The sequence below is a fragment of the Streptomyces sp. NPDC039480 genome, from assembly GCF_055597165.1.
The window spans coordinates 1,226,225-1,241,424 of sequence record NZ_JBVITX010000001.1; the positions used below are offsets into that span (position 1 = coordinate 1,226,225).

The following is a 15,200-nucleotide window of genomic DNA, read 5'->3' on the forward strand; positions in this document are numbered from 1 at the left end:
TGACGGTCGGAGTGGCGACGTCGCCTTCGCCTCACACGGGCGTGGAGCCGGTGTCGGCGGTCGCTATGGGGAGCGGTGTGGCGGCGAAGACGGCGTCCGGGTCGACCGCCGACTTCACGGCGAGCAAGCGTCGGGTGTTCGGCCCGTAGCAGTTCGCGACCTGGTCGGGAGTCTCCGGTCCCAGGAAGTTCACGTAGCCGCCCGGCAACGAGAAGGGTTCGAGTGCCGCGTGAAGCTCTTCCAGCCAGCGCAGGTGCGGTGACCTGCCGTCGCCATTGCCTGCGTTGTCCTTGCCGCCGCTGCCCTCCCACATGGAGATCAGCTCGACCATCAGGTGCGGTTCGCGTCGGCCGAATGCGGTCGAACCGACAGGAGGACGCGTGGCGGCGCCATGGACCTGGTGCCACACGATCGCGGAGAACGGTGAGGTGAACTCCTGGGCGGCTCGGTCAAGGATGGCCGCGACGGGGGTGGATATGCTCTGGACGGTTCGCGTGCGGATCGCGCCCATCCGCCCGGGTGGGAACATGGCGTCCGTCGCGGCCAGCGTCGCGGAACGGGCGACCGGTCCGACCTGGGCGAGCACGGGCGTACCGAGCCTGGCCAGCGCACGCACCGGCCCGTTCTCGGCGTTCCCGACGTCGAGATCCCCCGACCAGGTCGGCGCGACGTACACCGTCGGCTTGCCGTCCGGACCGGGAATGAACCCCACGTCTACCGTCAGCTCGTCCGGACTGTCCTGAAGGATCTCACCGAGGTCGGCCAGGATGCCGGCGCTCCGGGCGATCGGGTACAAGATGGTTCCCGACACCACTGTCGGTACGGGGTGCAGACGGATCCGCGCCGAGGTCACGACGCCGAAGTTGCCGCCGCCGCCGCGCAACGCCCAGAAGAGGTCGGGATGATGGTTCGCGTCGGTGTCCACCCGTGAACCGTCGGCCAGGACGACTTCGGCGCCGAGCAGGTTGTCGGCTGCGAGCCCGAACTGTCCGGTCAGGGGACCGTACCCGCCGCCGAGCGTGAGGCCGACCATTCCGACGGAGCCCGCTGTTCCGGTGACGGCGGTCAGGCCCACCCGCTCGGCGGCCGATACGACGTCGGACGAGAGCGCCCCGCCACCCACCGTGGCGAAACGGCGGTCGGCGTCGATCTGCACTTCTCGCATGTCGGTCAGATCGAGAACCAGTCCACCGGGGCGGAACGCCCGGCCCCAGAAATCGTGACCCCCGCCACGCACGGAGAGCGGCACTCCGTGGTTGCGGGACGCGCGTACTCCGGCCTGCACGTCAGCGGTGCTCGCGCACCGCACGACGACACAAGGACGGACATCCACCGCCGCGTTGAACAGCGTCACGGCTCGTGCGTACTCCGGTCCTTCGGTGAGCACACGGCTCGCTGGAACATGGGACCGCAGCTCAGCCAGCAGGGCAGTGCTGACCGCGTCGTGGGCATCGGTATGGGACCGCATGGTCGCTCCTCTGGGGTGCTTCATCGGCTGCGGCCATCGAGGGCGCAGCGTGGTTCCGGAAACAGGGTGGTCAGTGAAGTGCGGTGGCGGGCCGCCCCGGTCGGCGAGGGCCTACGGACCGCCGGACGGTCGGCGATACATCCAGGGCGGAGTTCGGCGTCCTGAACGGATCAGGAGGACGGCGAGTCGTGCTCGACGCACTGCTGAGCGAGGACGGTGGCCATGTCGGGCAGCAGAACGGCCACGGGGTCGTGGGTCAGTTCCGTCATGCGCAGGCGTCCCTCGAAGGTGGCGACACCGAGGACGTGTTCACCGCGCAGTTGGGTGGTCTGTGCGGGTCCCCACAGAGCGGTGAGACAGCTGCGGCCGTGTGCCGGCGTCTCCACCACCCCGAGATTGGTGATCTGGATGTCGGCGGCGGTGGCAACGGTCATCATCGCCTCGGCCTCTTCGGGGGTGGTCGGCGGCTGCTGGGCCAGCGCCTCCGAGTCGGTCTTGAGTACCCGCGGCGCGCGCTGGCGTTCCAGGTCCTTGTGATGGTGGCGGGCCAGTCCCCAGAAGTCCTCGGCCTGGGACGTCTCGCTCGCCGTCTTCGCTCCCGCGAACCGGTTGGCGACGGCGTCGGGCAGACCTGCGGCACGGCGCAGGTCGATCGGGCTCAGCACCCTCACCCGGGTGCGGCCCGCGCGGTGGAAGACCGTGCAGGCGGCAGCGCACAGCGCGGCGTGCACGGACACGCCCTCCGCACGGCAACGGTCCACGAGCCGTGCGGTCAGACCGCGTTGCAAGGCCAAGGCGGAGACGTGCGGGGTGCGTCCCGAGAACGGTGTCAGCTCGCCGGGAGCGTTCATCGGCTCCCCTTCGGGCGGGCCCGCGGTGGGCGTCGCAGCGTCGAGAGCTCGCAGGAGAGCCTCCTGGGAAGGCGGCACATCCCCCTCCGAGGCCGGCTCGCCGCCCTCCTCGTCGCCGTCGAGAGCGGCGACGAGGTCCGCCACCACCCGCATGCCGCCGGTCCCGTCGGTGATCTGGTGGGCGAAGGTCAGCACGATGAAGCTGCCGGCCTCCGTGGGAATGAGTACGGTGCGCATCAGCGGGCCGGGCTCCGGAGCGATGGGGCGCGTCTGCTCACCGGCGACAACCGTCTGCCAGGGAGTTCCCTCGGCGACGGTTTCGACCCTGACCGGGCCATCTGCCCAGCGGTAACGAGCCCGAGGAGCTCGGCGGTCGACAGAGACGCGAAGTAACGGGTGTCGTGCCTGCACATCCCGCAGTGCTCGCGCCAGGGTCTGCTCGGAGACCTTCCGGTCGATCTCGGCGACCAGGGAGAACTGGACCGGGTTTCGGTGCATGTAGAGGTCGATGGTCCGCTCGAACGCTCCGAGTTCCCTCACCGTCTCCGCGAGCGTATGGCTGATCGACATCCAGGGGACTCCTTCCTTGCTGATGTGATGTGATGTGATGTGATGTGAGGTGATGTGGTGTGACGGCTTTCGTTACTCCCATGCGCCCTGGCGTGGCGGGAGTTCGGCCCCGTGCGGAGCGATCGCCTCGGCCGGCCGGCTGTTCACCAGGTGCTTGGAGGTTTCGCGGAAGGCCCAGGCGACGACCAGCGCGGCCACCACGGTCAGGGGGGTGCCCATGGTGATCTTCGCGACGGCGAGCCAGCCGGTGGCGTCGTGAACGTAGAGCCACTGCTTCACCACGAACCGCGACCCGAGGACGAGTGCCGCGGCGAGGGTGGCGATGTCGTGTGCCCGTAGAACCTGACGGTTCTCGCGCCAAGCGTGCGTGCCCCCGTGCAGGAGGTTCCACGACACGCCGGTCAGGGGGCGGCGCAAGAGGACTGAACCGGATGTGGCGAGGAAACCGGCGAAGGCCACCCAGATGCCCAGCAGGAAGAAGTCCTTGGCGGAACCGGTGAGTGCGACGATGCCCGCCGCGACCAGAACGCCGGTCAGGCTGCCGGAGGCCGCGAGGAGACGTTCACCGCGCACCAATCGGCCCACGGTGAGCACCGCGCCGGTGGCGACGGCCGCGATCATGGCCGCCTTTATGGACAGCAGGGCGAGAGCGATCACGAATACGACGACCGGCACGGTCGAGTAGACGAATCCCGCCGTGCCGCCCAAGGACTCGAGCATGGGCGGCCGCGGGGCTGGAGGAGGCGTGTTCCTGGGGATCCTGCCGTTGATCGGGGAGGGGCCGTACTCCCCTTCGGGATGGGACATCGATCACTCCTGGTCATGTGTTGCGCTTCAGCGTTCCTGGGCCATTTCTCTGTGCGGTGGCAGTGCGGTGGCAGTGCGGTGGCACTGCGGTTCAGGCGCTCCAGCCGCCCCCCACGGCCCGGCTCGCGAGGTAGGAGTCGCGCAGCGCCTTGCGCAGTCCGGGGACGAAGGCGTCGAACCGCGCCGCGTGCGCCTTGAGGTCGGACTTGTAGGTGCGGCGGTCTTCCTTGCTCCACACCGAGGTCAGTTCCAGCTCCACGGCCAGGACGGCCATGGCCAGTTCGTCCGTCAGGTCCTCAGTGGGGGCGCCGTCGAAGACGGTCGCGCGCACCCGGTCCTGGAGAGCGTGCACCGAGTCCGGCTGCACCACGGTGACCCGGTCGGTGGAGACGACCCCCAGCCTCTTCTCCCGCGTGATGACGACATCTCCGGAGGCGAGGAGTTGGTCGCGAACCGGGGTTTCGGCGGTGTGGGCCTTGTCGTGCAGGAACGTGAGCCAGCCCTTCGGCTTGCCCTCAGGCAGGTCGTACCAGACCGCGGTGGTGAACGGGTCTTCGGGCGGGTTGCCCGGGAGTCGCCGAACCTTTCCTCCGGTGGCGTCCAGCAGACCGTCGCGGGCCAGCTCGGTCATCGCTCCGGCCCGTAGCAGTTGGCCACGCCCCTGGATGTTGTCGAGCTGGAACTTCCCCTTCTTGACGGTGTAGCAGAGCAGATACAGCTTCTGGGCGAGAGTCGTGGGCACGGTGGTTTCCCTACAGGTCAGTCGTTGCCAGGCGGGGAATTTCTACCGCCGGAAAAGGCAGTCCGTGCAGCAGGAGGATTTCCCCGTCACGTCCTCTGCCGCATTTGCCCCCCATCGCATTCACGGAAAGAAGTGACGCGGAAGGCTAGGTTTTCACTCACTGTCAGGTGTGCCAGTGAGTGAATTCCCTGCTGCTGCTTTTGCCTTCCTGTGTGACTACTACCTTCGGTCCGAGCCGTGAAACTGGTGACGTTACGGCACACTTCTGCGCACCCCAGCGAGCGGACCGGCGCCCGCGCTGGCACCCGGAGGGCTGGAAGACCGGCTGTGACTCAACGCTTCGCGAGGACGAGGGGGCGAGTGGTGGCGGGCGTGTCCGTCTTGCACACGGTGCCGTCGGCGGGGTGGGTGCCGTGGATGAGTGCGGCGTCAACTGCCTTGTCAGTACATGAGTTGGTGCCGTAGGAGCCGTGTCCGACTCCTTCACGCGTGAGCAGGACCGCGGAGTCCAGGGTTCGGGTCATGTTCTCGGCCCAGTGGTGGGGAGTGACGGGGTCCAGTCGGCCTGCGACCACCAGTGCCGGCGGCGCACCGGCGCCTGTGAGCGGCTTGGTGACGCGGTCCGTGTTCGGTGCGGGCCACCGAGCGCAGTTCAGGGCGGAGTAGGCGGCCCGGGTCCCGATCCGCTTGGCCTCGGCAAGGGCCTTGGTGGCTGCGGTCTTGTGCGCGGCGATGCCGGCCGGGGTCTGCCAGTCGGCGCAGCGCACCGCGGTGTGGGCTTCGAACATCGCGGTAGGGACGGGGAAGGGGGATACCGTGACGCTGCTCCACAGGGCGTACAGGGGTGCGCCGTTGCCGTCTTGTGCGGCCAGCAGCGCCGAGGTCAGCAACGGCCAGGTGCTCTGGTCGCCGGCCAGGGCTCGGGTGGCCTCCAGGGCCATGGCGCCGTCGAGTTCGTCGTCCGAGGTGGCGCCCTTGGCGGGTTTGGCGGGTGTGATCTTCAGTGGTTTCGCTTCCAGCCTGTCGATCAGTCTGTCGAACGCCCGCTGCGGGTCTCCTGCTCCGAACGGGCACACTGCGGCCCCTTCGGAGCGACAGGTCTTGAACCAGGCGTTGAGCGTCCGTTCGCTTGCGACGGCGACGTCGTTGAGGAAGGTGAGGGAGTTGCCGAACCACAGGTTGGTGTCGACGGGCGCGTCGAGCACCATCTGGCGGACGCGGTGAGGGAACAGAGTGGCGTACATCGGGCCGACCACGGTGCCGTAGGACAAGCCGTAGTACGTGATCTCGTCCTCGCCGAGCGCGGAGCGGACCTGGTCGATGTCGCGGGCCACGTTGTCGGTGGAGAGGCTGGCCAGGAACTCTTTGCTCTGCTGTGTGACGCAGCCGTCGGCGAACGCGGAGGCATCGGTCAGCAGCCGCGGCAGGGGTTTGCCCCCGGGGACGGCCGGGTCGAAGGCAGTGCCGGCGGCGTCGGCACGCTGCTTCTCGGTCAGGCAGCGAACGGCCTGCGATCCGCCCACGCCGCGCGGGTCCATCGCGATGACGTCGAATCTGGCGAGCACCGTGGGCGAAAAAGCACCAGGAGTACCGGCTGCTTTGGGCAGATTACGCAGTGTCTCGGTGGCGGGAACCCCGGGCCCGCCCGGGTTGAAGACCAGGCTGCCGATGCGGTGGTCGGGATCAGTGGCCCGGTGCCGCATGACCGCGAGCGGGATCTGCGCGCCATCAGGCTCGGTGTACTCCTGCGGCACCTTGATCGTGGCGCATTCGAGGTTCTTTCCACACGCGCTCCAAGTGAGCGGGTCCGGGGACGGGGCGGAGGCCGGCGTACCCGTCGCGGACGTGCCGCGCGACCCCGAGGCGCCGGACGAACACCCGGTCAGGACCAGGAGAGCTGTGGCGAACGCCGCCCCGTACCGGGTGGCGGGCCGTAGCCTGGACTGGATCATGTTGATCTTCCTTTCGCCGTACGCGTGGCATTCCGTGCGGCCGGGCCGTGCCGGACGCGCAAGGAGCCGGCCGAGGAGGGCTGACGTGGCCGTGCCCTCCTCGCTTCGAGGGGTCAGTGACCGGCCGTGTCGAGCAGAGGGGAGTAGCGCAGGCGGAGCGCGCGCTCCATGCTGGCCAGAACGGCCCCGACCCCCAGGGCGAGGTTCAGCCAGATCGGCAGGTGTACCGGTGATTCGAACGTTCCGACCCGCTGCGTGACGGGAGGAATGTGAGAGACGGGTTCGGCGAGCTGCAACAGGTTCAGACCCACACCGATGACAAGCAGCAGCACCGATCCGACGCCGATCGCCTGGCTCAGCCCCGGATGGCGGGCACCGAAGCGCGCCCGCCGTCCCTCCGCCGAGGCCGGGTCGGGCGTGAGCTGACGCGGCTGTCCGCCCAAGGGGCGGTAGTGGCAGCGCCTGATGCCGTAGTTGCTCATCGCCACCTCGATGACGCCCCCGTCGACAGGGAAGACCGCGGGCAGTTTCGACTCGGCCACATGCCTGCCGTCCAGGAACAGATGCGCCCGGATCCTGCTGCTGTCCAACCGCGCCCAGTGCCGTACGTCGACGGCGTGCAGGCGGGCGTGCCCACCGGCGCCGGGGAGCCGTAGCCATAACAGGGAGCGAAAGGGGAGCTGCCACCAGCGGAACCGCTGCAGTTCTCTGCCGTCTCCCGGCTTGAGGCGCCTCGATGCCGCCCACTGCCTCCAGGTCATGCTCCGCCCCTTCTACGCATGTCAGTCACAACCCCACTAGTACAGTGTGTTAGAAGAACGCTAGCACGCTGTACTAGTACGGCGTGCTAGTACAGTGAGAGGGCTGAGAAAGCGAGGGAGAGCGGAGCGGAGCATGGAAACACGCGAGAAGATCCTCCAGGCCGCCGCGGAGATGATCGCCGAGGACATGACGGCGAAGCTGAGCGTGCGCGCGGTCGCCGCGCGTGCGGGAGTGAGCACAGGCTCGCTGAGGTTCCACTTCCCCACCCAGCGCGCCCTGCAGGACAGCCTGCTCGCGCGGATCTACGAACACCTCCTGCCCGGCGACCCGATCCGGGACCGGACACTGCCGCCCCGCGAACGGCTGCTGAACTGCCTGCGGCAGGTTCTCGCACCGCTCGGCACCAACGAGGACGCGCGAACCGCATGGGGCACGACGTATCGGGCCTTCATCGAACCCGAGCCGACCGAACAGGTACGCGCCGCATATCTCGGCCATGAGCGGGAGGCGGAGCGCCGGGTCGAACACTGGCTGACCGTGCTCGCCGAGGAAGGCGCACTGCCCCCGGGAGACCACACCCGCAACGTCAGGTTCCTTCTCACCGTCCTCAACGGGCTCTCGGTCGAACGCGCCCTGCCCGCTCGCGAATCCGTCCTCAACGCCGAGACCGAGACCCTCAACGCGGCCGTCGATCACGTCCTGTCCACCGGCTCCGCACCACTCGCCGAGCCGACTCGGCCGTGAACCGAACCAGCCACTCCTCTGCACCGGTTCCACCCGACGGTCAGGGGCGCGAGCAGGGCGTGAAGACCTCCACTGCCGGCGCACCGGCCCGGTGGCTGCGGTCCAGACGACGCGTGCCGGGCACCCCAGAGGTAGTACGCCGCCCGCCGGGCCTTCCCCGGGCTCAGCAGCCTGCCTGCGGGAGCACGCTCTCCCCGGCGTCGGCCTGCCGTTGCGGCATGGTTTTCAATGGGCCCACGGCGCGACCGCGCCGCCGGCCCCCGACGGTGAGGGAGACATCGATCATGGCGTGGAGCACGCGGGAGATGGCAGAGCTGGCCGGCACCAGTCTCAGGGCCGTACGGCATTACCACGACATCGGCCTGCTCGACGAGCCGGAGCGCCGCTCCAACGGATACAAGCAGTACGGCGTCAGCCATCTCGTCCGACTCCTCCGGATCAAGCGTCTCGCCGCTCTGGGTTTCTCCCTCTCTCAGATCGCGGGCATGTGCGACGGCCCGGATTCCGACCCGGACCCGCGTGATCTGCGGGCTCTCGACGAGGAGTTGGCCGCCACCATCGAACGTCTGCAACACGCCCGCGCCGAGGTCGGCGCCCTGATGCGCCGAAAGGCCGCGGCCGATCTTCCCCTCCGCCTCGCCTCCGTGGACGAGACAGCAGAGCTCCCCGATCCCGACCGCTCTTTCGTCACCGTCCTCGGTACGGTCCTCGGCCCCAGTGGTATGGACACCTACGCGGACTTGCTCCGTGAGAAGCCGCAGCCGGTGGCACGCGAACTCGACGAGCTTCCCGCCGATGCGGACGAGCAGGCACGCCAGAGTCTCGCTGAGCGTCTCGTGCCTTACGTCCGAGGCCTCCGGGCCCAGCATCCCGGGCTGAGCGACCTCGCCTCGGACGCCCCGTGCGGCCGGCAGCACACTGCTCGCACCATCGGCAAGGCCATTACCGATCTCTACAATCCGGCCCAGGCCGACGTGATGCGGCGTCTCCACACGCTTCTCTCCGATACGGGCGACCAACGGTGACGGCTTCCGGGGAAGGTCGGTCCGCGCGGCAGAACGTGTCCTTCGCCGGCATCATCCCGCCCTCGACGAGGTAGTCGAGTAGGTCGCGATCCTCGAGCCCGCCGAGACGGGACGCTGACCTGAGGTAGCGAGAGCTTCAGCGCGGACCGTTGTGGCGAACAGGAGCCTTGCTCACGGTCGCCGATGGCCTCTTGCAGCAGCTGGAGCGTCTGCTCGCTGACAGGGATTCACGCCTGGTGGGGCTCACGTCTCCCACGTTCAACGCGAGAGCGTCGTCCAGTTGCACGTTGCCCTCGCGATATCTCTGGCTGAGAGCCCCTCATGCGGGAAGGGGGAGTGACGGTCCTGAAGCTGTTCAAGACAGCACGTGGTGTCCAGGAAGTCAGCGCGCATCTTGCTGAGGCCGAGGCGAATGTCCAGGATCTCGTCGAGGCACACATGGAGACGATGCTGGGCGTCACCTTCCTCGCGAGCGAGTACGTCATCGACTGTGCCGACGGCGGGCGGATCGATTCGCTGGGCCTCGACGAGAACGGGGCGCCGGCGATTGTCGAGTACAAGCGCGGCACCGATGCAGGCGTGATCAACCAGGGTCTCTACTACATGGCCTGGTTGACGAACCACAAGGACGCCTTCCGGAACCTGGTCCGCGACCGGCTCGGGGTGACGGCCGCGTCTCAGATCCTGTGGAGCGCACCTCGGCTGATCTGCGTGGCCGGCGACTTCACTCGCTACGACGCGCACGCCGTGCGCGAGCACCGGCGCTGGATCGACTTGGTCCGCTACCGGTACTTCGGCAGCGGCCACTTCGCCCTTGAGACCGTAGCCTCCGTCACGGGGCACTCGTCTCTGGTCAAGCGGGTACGCCAACGAGCGGCCGGGGTGCTGGTCGGGAACCAGGACGGTACGACGGGGCCCGCAACCCGCCTCGGAACCGCCGAACGTGCCGCTTAAGCCGCGGGGGAGGGTGCGCTGAACTGGGCTTGAGACGACTGCCGCCAACTGATAATCCATGTTTCCCTGAATTCAGAGATTCCTGTACTGTCGGACTGTGCAGACACTCGCCATGGACATCGACGTACTGGCCCGGTTCGGGCGCGCGCTCGCCGACCCCATCCGCTGCCGCATCCTGCTCGCCCTGCGCCGAGCCCCGGCCTACCCGGCCGAGCTCGCCGACGCCCTCCAGATCTCCCGCACGCGCCTGTCGAACCACCTGGCGTGCCTGCGCGACTGCGGCCTGGTCATCACGGTGCCCGACGGCCGGCGTACCCGCTACGAACTCGCGGACGAGCGCCTCGGTCACGCTCTCGACGACCTGCGAACTGCCGTCGTGGCCGTCGAGGCCGACCGCACCTGCCCGGACGCCGACGAGAAGGGATGCTGCTGAATGACTGCGGTATCCCTCGGCCCCAGCCCCGCTCGCCGCGACACCCTCACCCGGCGAATACGCCTGCTCGTCGCCGCAACCATCGCGTACAACGTCATCGAGGCCGTCGCCGCGCTCACGGCCGGCGCCCTCGCCTCGTCGACCGCACTGATCGGCTTCGGACTCGACTCCGTCATCGAGGTCTCCTCCGCCACCGCGGTCGCCTGGCAGTTCTCCGCCCGCGACCACGCCATCCGCGAAGCCCGCGAGCAGCGCACCCTGCGCATCATCGCCGTCTCCTTCTTCGCCCTCGCGGCCTACGTCTCCGTCGACTCGATCCGGGCACTGACCGGCACCGGCGAGGCCGACCACTCGATCCCAGGCATCGTCCTCGCCACCCTCTCCCTGGCGATCATGCCGTTCCTCTCCGCCGCCCAGCGCAAGGCTGGCCGCGAACTTGGCTCCGCCTCCGCCGTCGCCGACTCCAAGCAGACCCTGCTGTGCACCTACCTCTCCGCCGTGCTCCTGGTCGGCCTGCTGGCCAACCTGCTGCTCGGATGGTCCTGGGCCGACCCGATCGCCGCCCTCGTCATCGCCGCCATCGCCGTAAAGGAAGGCCGTGACGCCTGGCAGGGCAGAGGCTGCTGCGCGCCCGCCAAGACCACCGTGGCACCGACCGTTGCCGCACAGGCAGACCCTTGCGGGTGCCGTCCCGGCTGTGACTGCTGCGGCTGAACCACCCCCGGACGCGACATGCACAGGGACGTCCTGAGCATCGAACTGCTCGTCAGTTCCCGGCCGCCCGAACACCGAGCCCGCAGCCGGCCGACTCCGCCAGGCACCGGACGAACTAGGCCTGAGCGACTTGACGTTCCAGGCTAGGGCCTGGCCGGCGTACCCACCGCTGCCCAAGTACGCCAGGCCCTGCCCAGGGTCCTCTGGGTTGTCCGGCAGATCCGGCAGATCCGGCAAGGGGAACGAGCAGACATGCGCGACGATGCCAAGGACCTGGCCGAAGCAGCGGCAGCACTGGCAGGACACCTACACGGCCCACCCCGGCATGTACGGCGAGAAGCCCTCCGTGCCCGCCGTCCACGCCGCGCAGGTCTTCCGCGATGCCGGATCCGCCGATGTCCTGGAGCAGGGCGCCGGACTTTTCGACTCGTAACAGACGCCCCTCTGGCCGCTCCGGTCCGTCACTGGACAGCCCGTGTGTCGCGAGCAAGAAGGAAAGAAAGCTTTCGAAAGTAATCTTTCAGATGAAGGACGGGCAGGCTCCACCTCCGGGGCGGCAGGTAAAGGATCCCCGGCAGCTGCGGCGCTGACACACCCACTGCGGCTGGCACTGCTCCAGTACCTGATGGCTGTCGGGCCGCGTACGGCCAGCGAGTGCGCGGCCGAGGTCGGATCGAGCGCCTCGAACATCAGCTGGTATCCGGCAGCTGGCACGGTACGGCCTGGTCGAGGCGGCCGACGCGACAGACCAGCGTGAGCGCCCCTGGCGCGCCGCGCAGGTCGGGCTGGACTTCGGCGAGATGAGCGCGGACGACGCCACCATGGCCGAGCAGGACGCGATGATCGCGGCCGGCCTCGCGGACGAGGACGAGCTGACCCGCCGCTTCCTGGCCCGACGTGACACCCTCGACCCCCAGTGGCTCGCGGCCGCTCGGCTGGACAACTACATGCTGCGGGCCACCCCGCAGGAAGCCCGGGAGCTTGCCGAGAAGATCGACGCGCTGTTGCGGCCCTACCTGGCCACCGTGAGGGACGACCCGCCGGAGGGGGCCGTGCTGACCTATACAGGGGTGCGCCTCTTTCCGAGGCTGGATGCGAGGGGGCGCAGCGAGTGACCGGCCACGGAAGCCGTGCGACACCCCTTACGGGAGGCTGGGTTGACCGGTACCCTCCCCGCCCTGAACATCCAGGCCGTGCTGATCCTGCTGGCCGGAGTCCTCGCCTTCAAGCTGCTGCCCGGAGGCCGTACGTACGAGTTCAGAAGCGACCGTCATACGAGCAGCGCGCTGCGCACGCGGGACAAGACCCGGGCGGACCCACGAGGGGGCAGCTGACCGCACATGCTGCCCGCGAAACTGCCGGAAGGGGCGTCCGGCCGCTGTTTGACTCGCGTACGGAATCGAGCCGCTGCGTGAGGAGAACCGATGAGCGCCTCCCTTTCCGTCTGTGTCTTCTGCGGCTTCTCACCGGGAGCGGGGCCGCAGTATGTGGGGGCAGCCGCTCAACTCGGCGCGCTCCTCGGGCGACGCGGCCACCGACAGGGGCGGCGTCATGCCGCGATGATGTCAAGAAGCCTTCGCGATGTCGGCATACGAAATTTCCTCCCCAGTTGCGTACGGACGAATGTCCCCAGCTCTGACCGCGGACAGCAGTGCGGCAGAGGATCTCGGTTGAGATGAACGCTCCGACCAGGGACACTCGCGCGATGAGCCACAGCACATCGTCCGAAGCGATCGAGCGAGGGTGGGACGAGCCCTGGTATCGGGTCCGCACGGAGGACTTTCAGGCGTCGTTCCTGCCCAGCAACGGCGAGGACTTGGACGAGGTCTGCAACGTCGATGTCTGCGTGACTCTGAAAGATGGATCTCGTTGGACTGCGACCGTGTTCACCGTCGCGGAAGTCGAGCGCCTGATGAAGCTCTGGGCAGGGACCGACGAGGCCCTCGGGGGCCGGTACTTCTGGGTCTCGGACGGTCTGATCGTCAGGGATCCCGGCATCGACAACATGACCGCCGTGATCGCCGGACTGATGGGGAACGGCGAGTTCTCCGAGATCTTTCAGCGCGTGATCAACGACTGATCGAGTGCCCGGCCGGCGGAAGCGACGTGGCCTGGCCAGCTCCGGTCAGGACACCGGGCCCTCGCCCGGCGGGATGAAGGCGTCGGCGCCATCGGCATCCTCAACATGCCCCTGGGCATCGACCGTGACGGCTGTCGCCCGCCCCTGCGAGGTGATGAGCCAGGCCAGGACCTGCTCCGTCAGCGGCGTGCCCCCTGGCCTCTCATCCTTCGAGTGCACCAGCCACCCTCCACCCGGCACCGCGGCCACGACCTAATCAGCTCGCTCCAAATGGGAAAAGTCCTCGTAGTCCGTTACCGGACGAAGGGCCCCACGCTTGGGATCGACGACCAGGGTCGTCCCGATCACCCGGTCCCAGCCCTCCACACGCACCACTCGAACCTGGACTCGTCAACTGGGCCGGGCCGCAATCTGGCGCCGGGCAGCCCCCCAGACTTCCTCGAACTCCTCGAAGGTGAGTTGTTCGGGGTCGTGGCCTTCCCATTCCGAGACGGGCAGCTCGGCCGTGATCCCGAACCTGCTGTCGTACTCATCGAGGCGCCCTGCGTCGCGGGCTCCCTGCCACTCGGCGAGGGAGGCTGCTGCGATCGGGATCAGTTCAGGCCCTTCGAGTTCGACCTGCCGGATCACCCAGCCTTCGGCGTCGACCTCGAAGTAGAACCAGGTATCGTCCTCGTCCCAGTAGCAGCGAATCCATGTGGTCACCAGGCCATGATGCCGGGCCAGATGCGTCGCGCCACTCCGCTCTGTCTCATGGGTGGGCATTGAATCCTGCGGATCGGTCGAGCTGGAACGGAGAGCCGCCCCGGGTAGGTTCCCAGCCTTGATTCCGTGCTGCTCGAATGCTGGCAGCAACATGAGCTGGGCGAATGGGCTCCGTCTCGATGTCCATCCAGTTACCGGAATGGGCCTGGCCGCTGGTGACGACCAAGGTCGTGCCCGGCTGGTTGCCGCCGGCCGCTTCGACCGCGTAGGTCATGGGTGTCCAGCAGAGTCCCTGCATGTAGGAGGGCTTCCTGCGGATCCGCCAGCAGTACTCGATCCCGTCGACGGTTATACGCCGCGAGCCTTTCTTGTTCAGCGCCATCTTCCCCCCTGTCGGTTCAGTCCTGTGTGTGCTCCACGAGCTACGGTGATTATCTGCGCCAGTGAGAGGTCTGGGACGGTCGACGTCAGCTCGTGGGCATGGCGGTGGCGGGAAGATCAACCTCCAGCACGACTGCGGTGCCGGCCACGGCCCGGTCCTCATGCATGCTGATCTCTTGGCCGGTTTCGACGTGCTTCCAGTGAGACGGCGTGAGAGGCACGAGGCGAACAATGGCCCGGCCGCCGGGCTCCAGAAAGGGCATGTCCTCGACCCAGAGCCCGGCGATGCTCACCGAAGCACCCCCAGCGGGTGAGAGGTTCCCGATGTCCCACATGGGCCGCAAAACCCCGTGGCCGACGATCGGTGTCCTGCGTCGAGCTTCTGCGGCTGGACGAAGTGTCAGATCCGCCCGGACCATCCCGTTTCGAATCTCAGAACACCGCCAGTGGCACCAGGCTGCGCTCCGCTCAAGGCGGAGTTGCTCAGCTGCCTCAGCCAGCTGCTCCCAAAACGACAAGGGCAGTGGAGGCCCGTCCCCGAGCTCCTCCAGCAGGCTCAGGGCGATCTTCCATTCGTCGTGGGCGAGGTAGTCCCAGACGTCTCGCACTGTGACGTCGTTTTCGGTAGCGATCTCTTCCGGGACCAGAAGGGAAGCCGATTCGAGCAGCTCGGTGACATCCATGGGGTGATTGTCGACGACGTTGTCAGGCTGCGTCGCCCAGGGCCTCAGCGCCCCCGTCGCGCGTTCAAGATCGGGGACGGCCTGGATGACTCGGTCTCCGAAAGCGGTGGGTGTGGTCGTGCGCCGACGCTTGTCTGCTCTGTGACCCAGCTCGCCTGAGAGCTCCTTCTCGAGCTGGTCAAGTCCTCGTTCCACAAGCCGAGGAGCACTTCCAGCGCCAGGATCCGGGCCTCGTCTTTCCCGCCGCCATGGAACTCCGAGGCGATTGTGTTCTACCGCAGTGCCATGACGGTGCCGTAGCAGTCGTCCAGCCCGACACGGATAGCCCC

General features: G+C 68.0%; 18 protein-coding genes and 1 pseudogene. 9 read left to right on the forward strand and 10 right to left on the reverse strand.

Annotation, left to right across the window (positions count from 1 at the left end):
* Positions 1 to 31: 31 nt before the first annotated feature.
* The 6 genes from ACZ56E_RS04825 to ACZ56E_RS04850 form a co-directional block, all read right to left on the reverse strand.
* Complete coding sequence (locus tag ACZ56E_RS04825) at positions 32 to 1,468, reverse strand: FAD-binding oxidoreductase (RefSeq protein ID WP_471211029.1); 1,437 nt, start codon at positions 1,466 to 1,468, stop codon at positions 32 to 34.
* Positions 1,469 to 1,638: 170 nt separating this feature from the next.
* Positions 1,639 to 2,889, reverse strand: a complete 1,251-nt coding sequence (locus ACZ56E_RS04830) for a phthiocerol/phthiodiolone dimycocerosyl transferase family protein (protein WP_471211031.1) — start codon at positions 2,887 to 2,889, stop codon at positions 1,639 to 1,641.
* A gap of 72 nt (positions 2,890 to 2,961) precedes the next feature.
* Positions 2,962 to 3,696 (reverse strand): DUF3159 domain-containing protein, encoded by a 735-nt coding sequence (locus tag ACZ56E_RS04835; protein ID WP_471211033.1) that lies wholly within the window; start codon positions 3,694 to 3,696, stop codon positions 2,962 to 2,964.
* Positions 3,697 to 3,787: 91 nt separating this feature from the next.
* Positions 3,788 to 4,438, reverse strand: coding sequence for a GOLPH3/VPS74 family protein (locus ACZ56E_RS04840; RefSeq protein WP_471211035.1), 651 nt, complete (start codon positions 4,436 to 4,438; stop codon positions 3,788 to 3,790).
* A 332-nt stretch (positions 4,439 to 4,770) separates the two neighbouring features.
* Positions 4,771 to 6,390: an alpha/beta hydrolase gene (locus ACZ56E_RS04845; protein ID WP_471211037.1), complete on the reverse strand. Its 1,620-nt coding sequence runs from the start codon at positions 6,388 to 6,390 to the stop codon at positions 4,771 to 4,773.
* A gap of 113 nt (positions 6,391 to 6,503) precedes the next feature.
* Positions 6,504 to 7,151, reverse strand: a complete 648-nt coding sequence (locus ACZ56E_RS04850) for a hypothetical protein (protein WP_471211040.1) — start codon at positions 7,149 to 7,151, stop codon at positions 6,504 to 6,506.
* A gap of 133 nt (positions 7,152 to 7,284) precedes the next feature.
* Between ACZ56E_RS04850 and ACZ56E_RS04855 the strand changes: the two genes are divergently transcribed.
* The 9 genes and pseudogenes from ACZ56E_RS04855 to ACZ56E_RS04895 all read left to right on the forward strand — a co-directional run bounded on the left by ACZ56E_RS04855 (position 7,285) and on the right by ACZ56E_RS04895 (position 13,102).
* Positions 7,285 to 7,896, forward strand: coding sequence for a TetR/AcrR family transcriptional regulator (locus ACZ56E_RS04855; RefSeq protein ID WP_471211042.1), 612 nt, complete (start codon positions 7,285 to 7,287; stop codon positions 7,894 to 7,896).
* 284 nt (positions 7,897 to 8,180) lie between these two features.
* Positions 8,181 to 8,921, forward strand: coding sequence for a MerR family transcriptional regulator (locus ACZ56E_RS04860; RefSeq protein WP_471211045.1), 741 nt, complete (start codon positions 8,181 to 8,183; stop codon positions 8,919 to 8,921).
* Positions 8,922 to 9,257: 336 nt separating this feature from the next.
* Positions 9,258 to 9,827 (forward strand): annotated as a pseudogene (locus ACZ56E_RS04865) (PDDEXK family nuclease); the annotation flags it as partial.
* A gap of 145 nt (positions 9,828 to 9,972) precedes the next feature.
* Positions 9,973 to 10,308 carry an ArsR/SmtB family transcription factor gene (locus ACZ56E_RS04870; protein ID WP_471211047.1) on the forward strand — a complete coding sequence of 112 codons (336 nt, stop codon included), beginning with the start codon at positions 9,973 to 9,975 and terminating at the stop codon, positions 10,306 to 10,308.
* Complete coding sequence (locus ACZ56E_RS04875) at positions 10,309 to 11,022, forward strand: cation efflux transmembrane domain-containing protein (RefSeq protein WP_471211049.1); 714 nt, start codon at positions 10,309 to 10,311, stop codon at positions 11,020 to 11,022. It begins immediately after the preceding gene.
* Between the two features lie 262 nt (positions 11,023 to 11,284).
* The gene (locus tag ACZ56E_RS04880; protein WP_471211052.1) at positions 11,285 to 11,455 is read left to right on the forward strand and encodes a hypothetical protein; all 171 of its coding nucleotides are present in this window, start codon (positions 11,285 to 11,287) and stop codon (positions 11,453 to 11,455) included.
* Between the two features lie 367 nt (positions 11,456 to 11,822).
* Positions 11,823 to 12,137: a hypothetical protein gene (locus ACZ56E_RS04885; protein WP_471211053.1), complete on the forward strand. Its 315-nt coding sequence runs from the start codon at positions 11,823 to 11,825 to the stop codon at positions 12,135 to 12,137.
* Between the two features lie 42 nt (positions 12,138 to 12,179).
* The gene (locus ACZ56E_RS04890) at positions 12,180 to 12,356 is read left to right on the forward strand and encodes a hypothetical protein (RefSeq protein ID WP_471211055.1); all 177 of its coding nucleotides are present in this window, start codon (positions 12,180 to 12,182) and stop codon (positions 12,354 to 12,356) included.
* Positions 12,357 to 12,727: 371 nt separating this feature from the next.
* Positions 12,728 to 13,102, forward strand: coding sequence for a hypothetical protein (locus tag ACZ56E_RS04895; protein WP_471211058.1), 375 nt, complete (start codon positions 12,728 to 12,730; stop codon positions 13,100 to 13,102).
* Positions 13,103 to 13,147: 45 nt separating this feature from the next.
* Here ACZ56E_RS04895 and ACZ56E_RS04900 read toward each other — a convergent pair whose 3' ends face one another.
* The 4 genes from ACZ56E_RS04900 to ACZ56E_RS04915 form a co-directional block, all read right to left on the reverse strand.
* Positions 13,148 to 13,321 (reverse strand): hypothetical protein, encoded by a 174-nt coding sequence (locus tag ACZ56E_RS04900; RefSeq protein WP_471211060.1) that lies wholly within the window; start codon positions 13,319 to 13,321, stop codon positions 13,148 to 13,150.
* Between the two features lie 171 nt (positions 13,322 to 13,492).
* A complete protein-coding gene (locus ACZ56E_RS04905) occupies positions 13,493 to 13,807 on the reverse strand; it encodes a hypothetical protein (RefSeq protein ID WP_471211062.1) in 315 nt (104 codons plus the stop codon).
* Positions 13,808 to 13,853: 46 nt separating this feature from the next.
* Positions 13,854 to 14,189, reverse strand: a complete 336-nt coding sequence (locus ACZ56E_RS04910) for a hypothetical protein (protein WP_471211064.1) — start codon at positions 14,187 to 14,189, stop codon at positions 13,854 to 13,856.
* 85 nt (positions 14,190 to 14,274) lie between these two features.
* A complete protein-coding gene (locus tag ACZ56E_RS04915; RefSeq protein ID WP_471211065.1) occupies positions 14,275 to 14,871 on the reverse strand; it encodes a hypothetical protein in 597 nt (198 codons plus the stop codon).
* Positions 14,872 to 15,200: the final 329 nt, after the last annotated feature.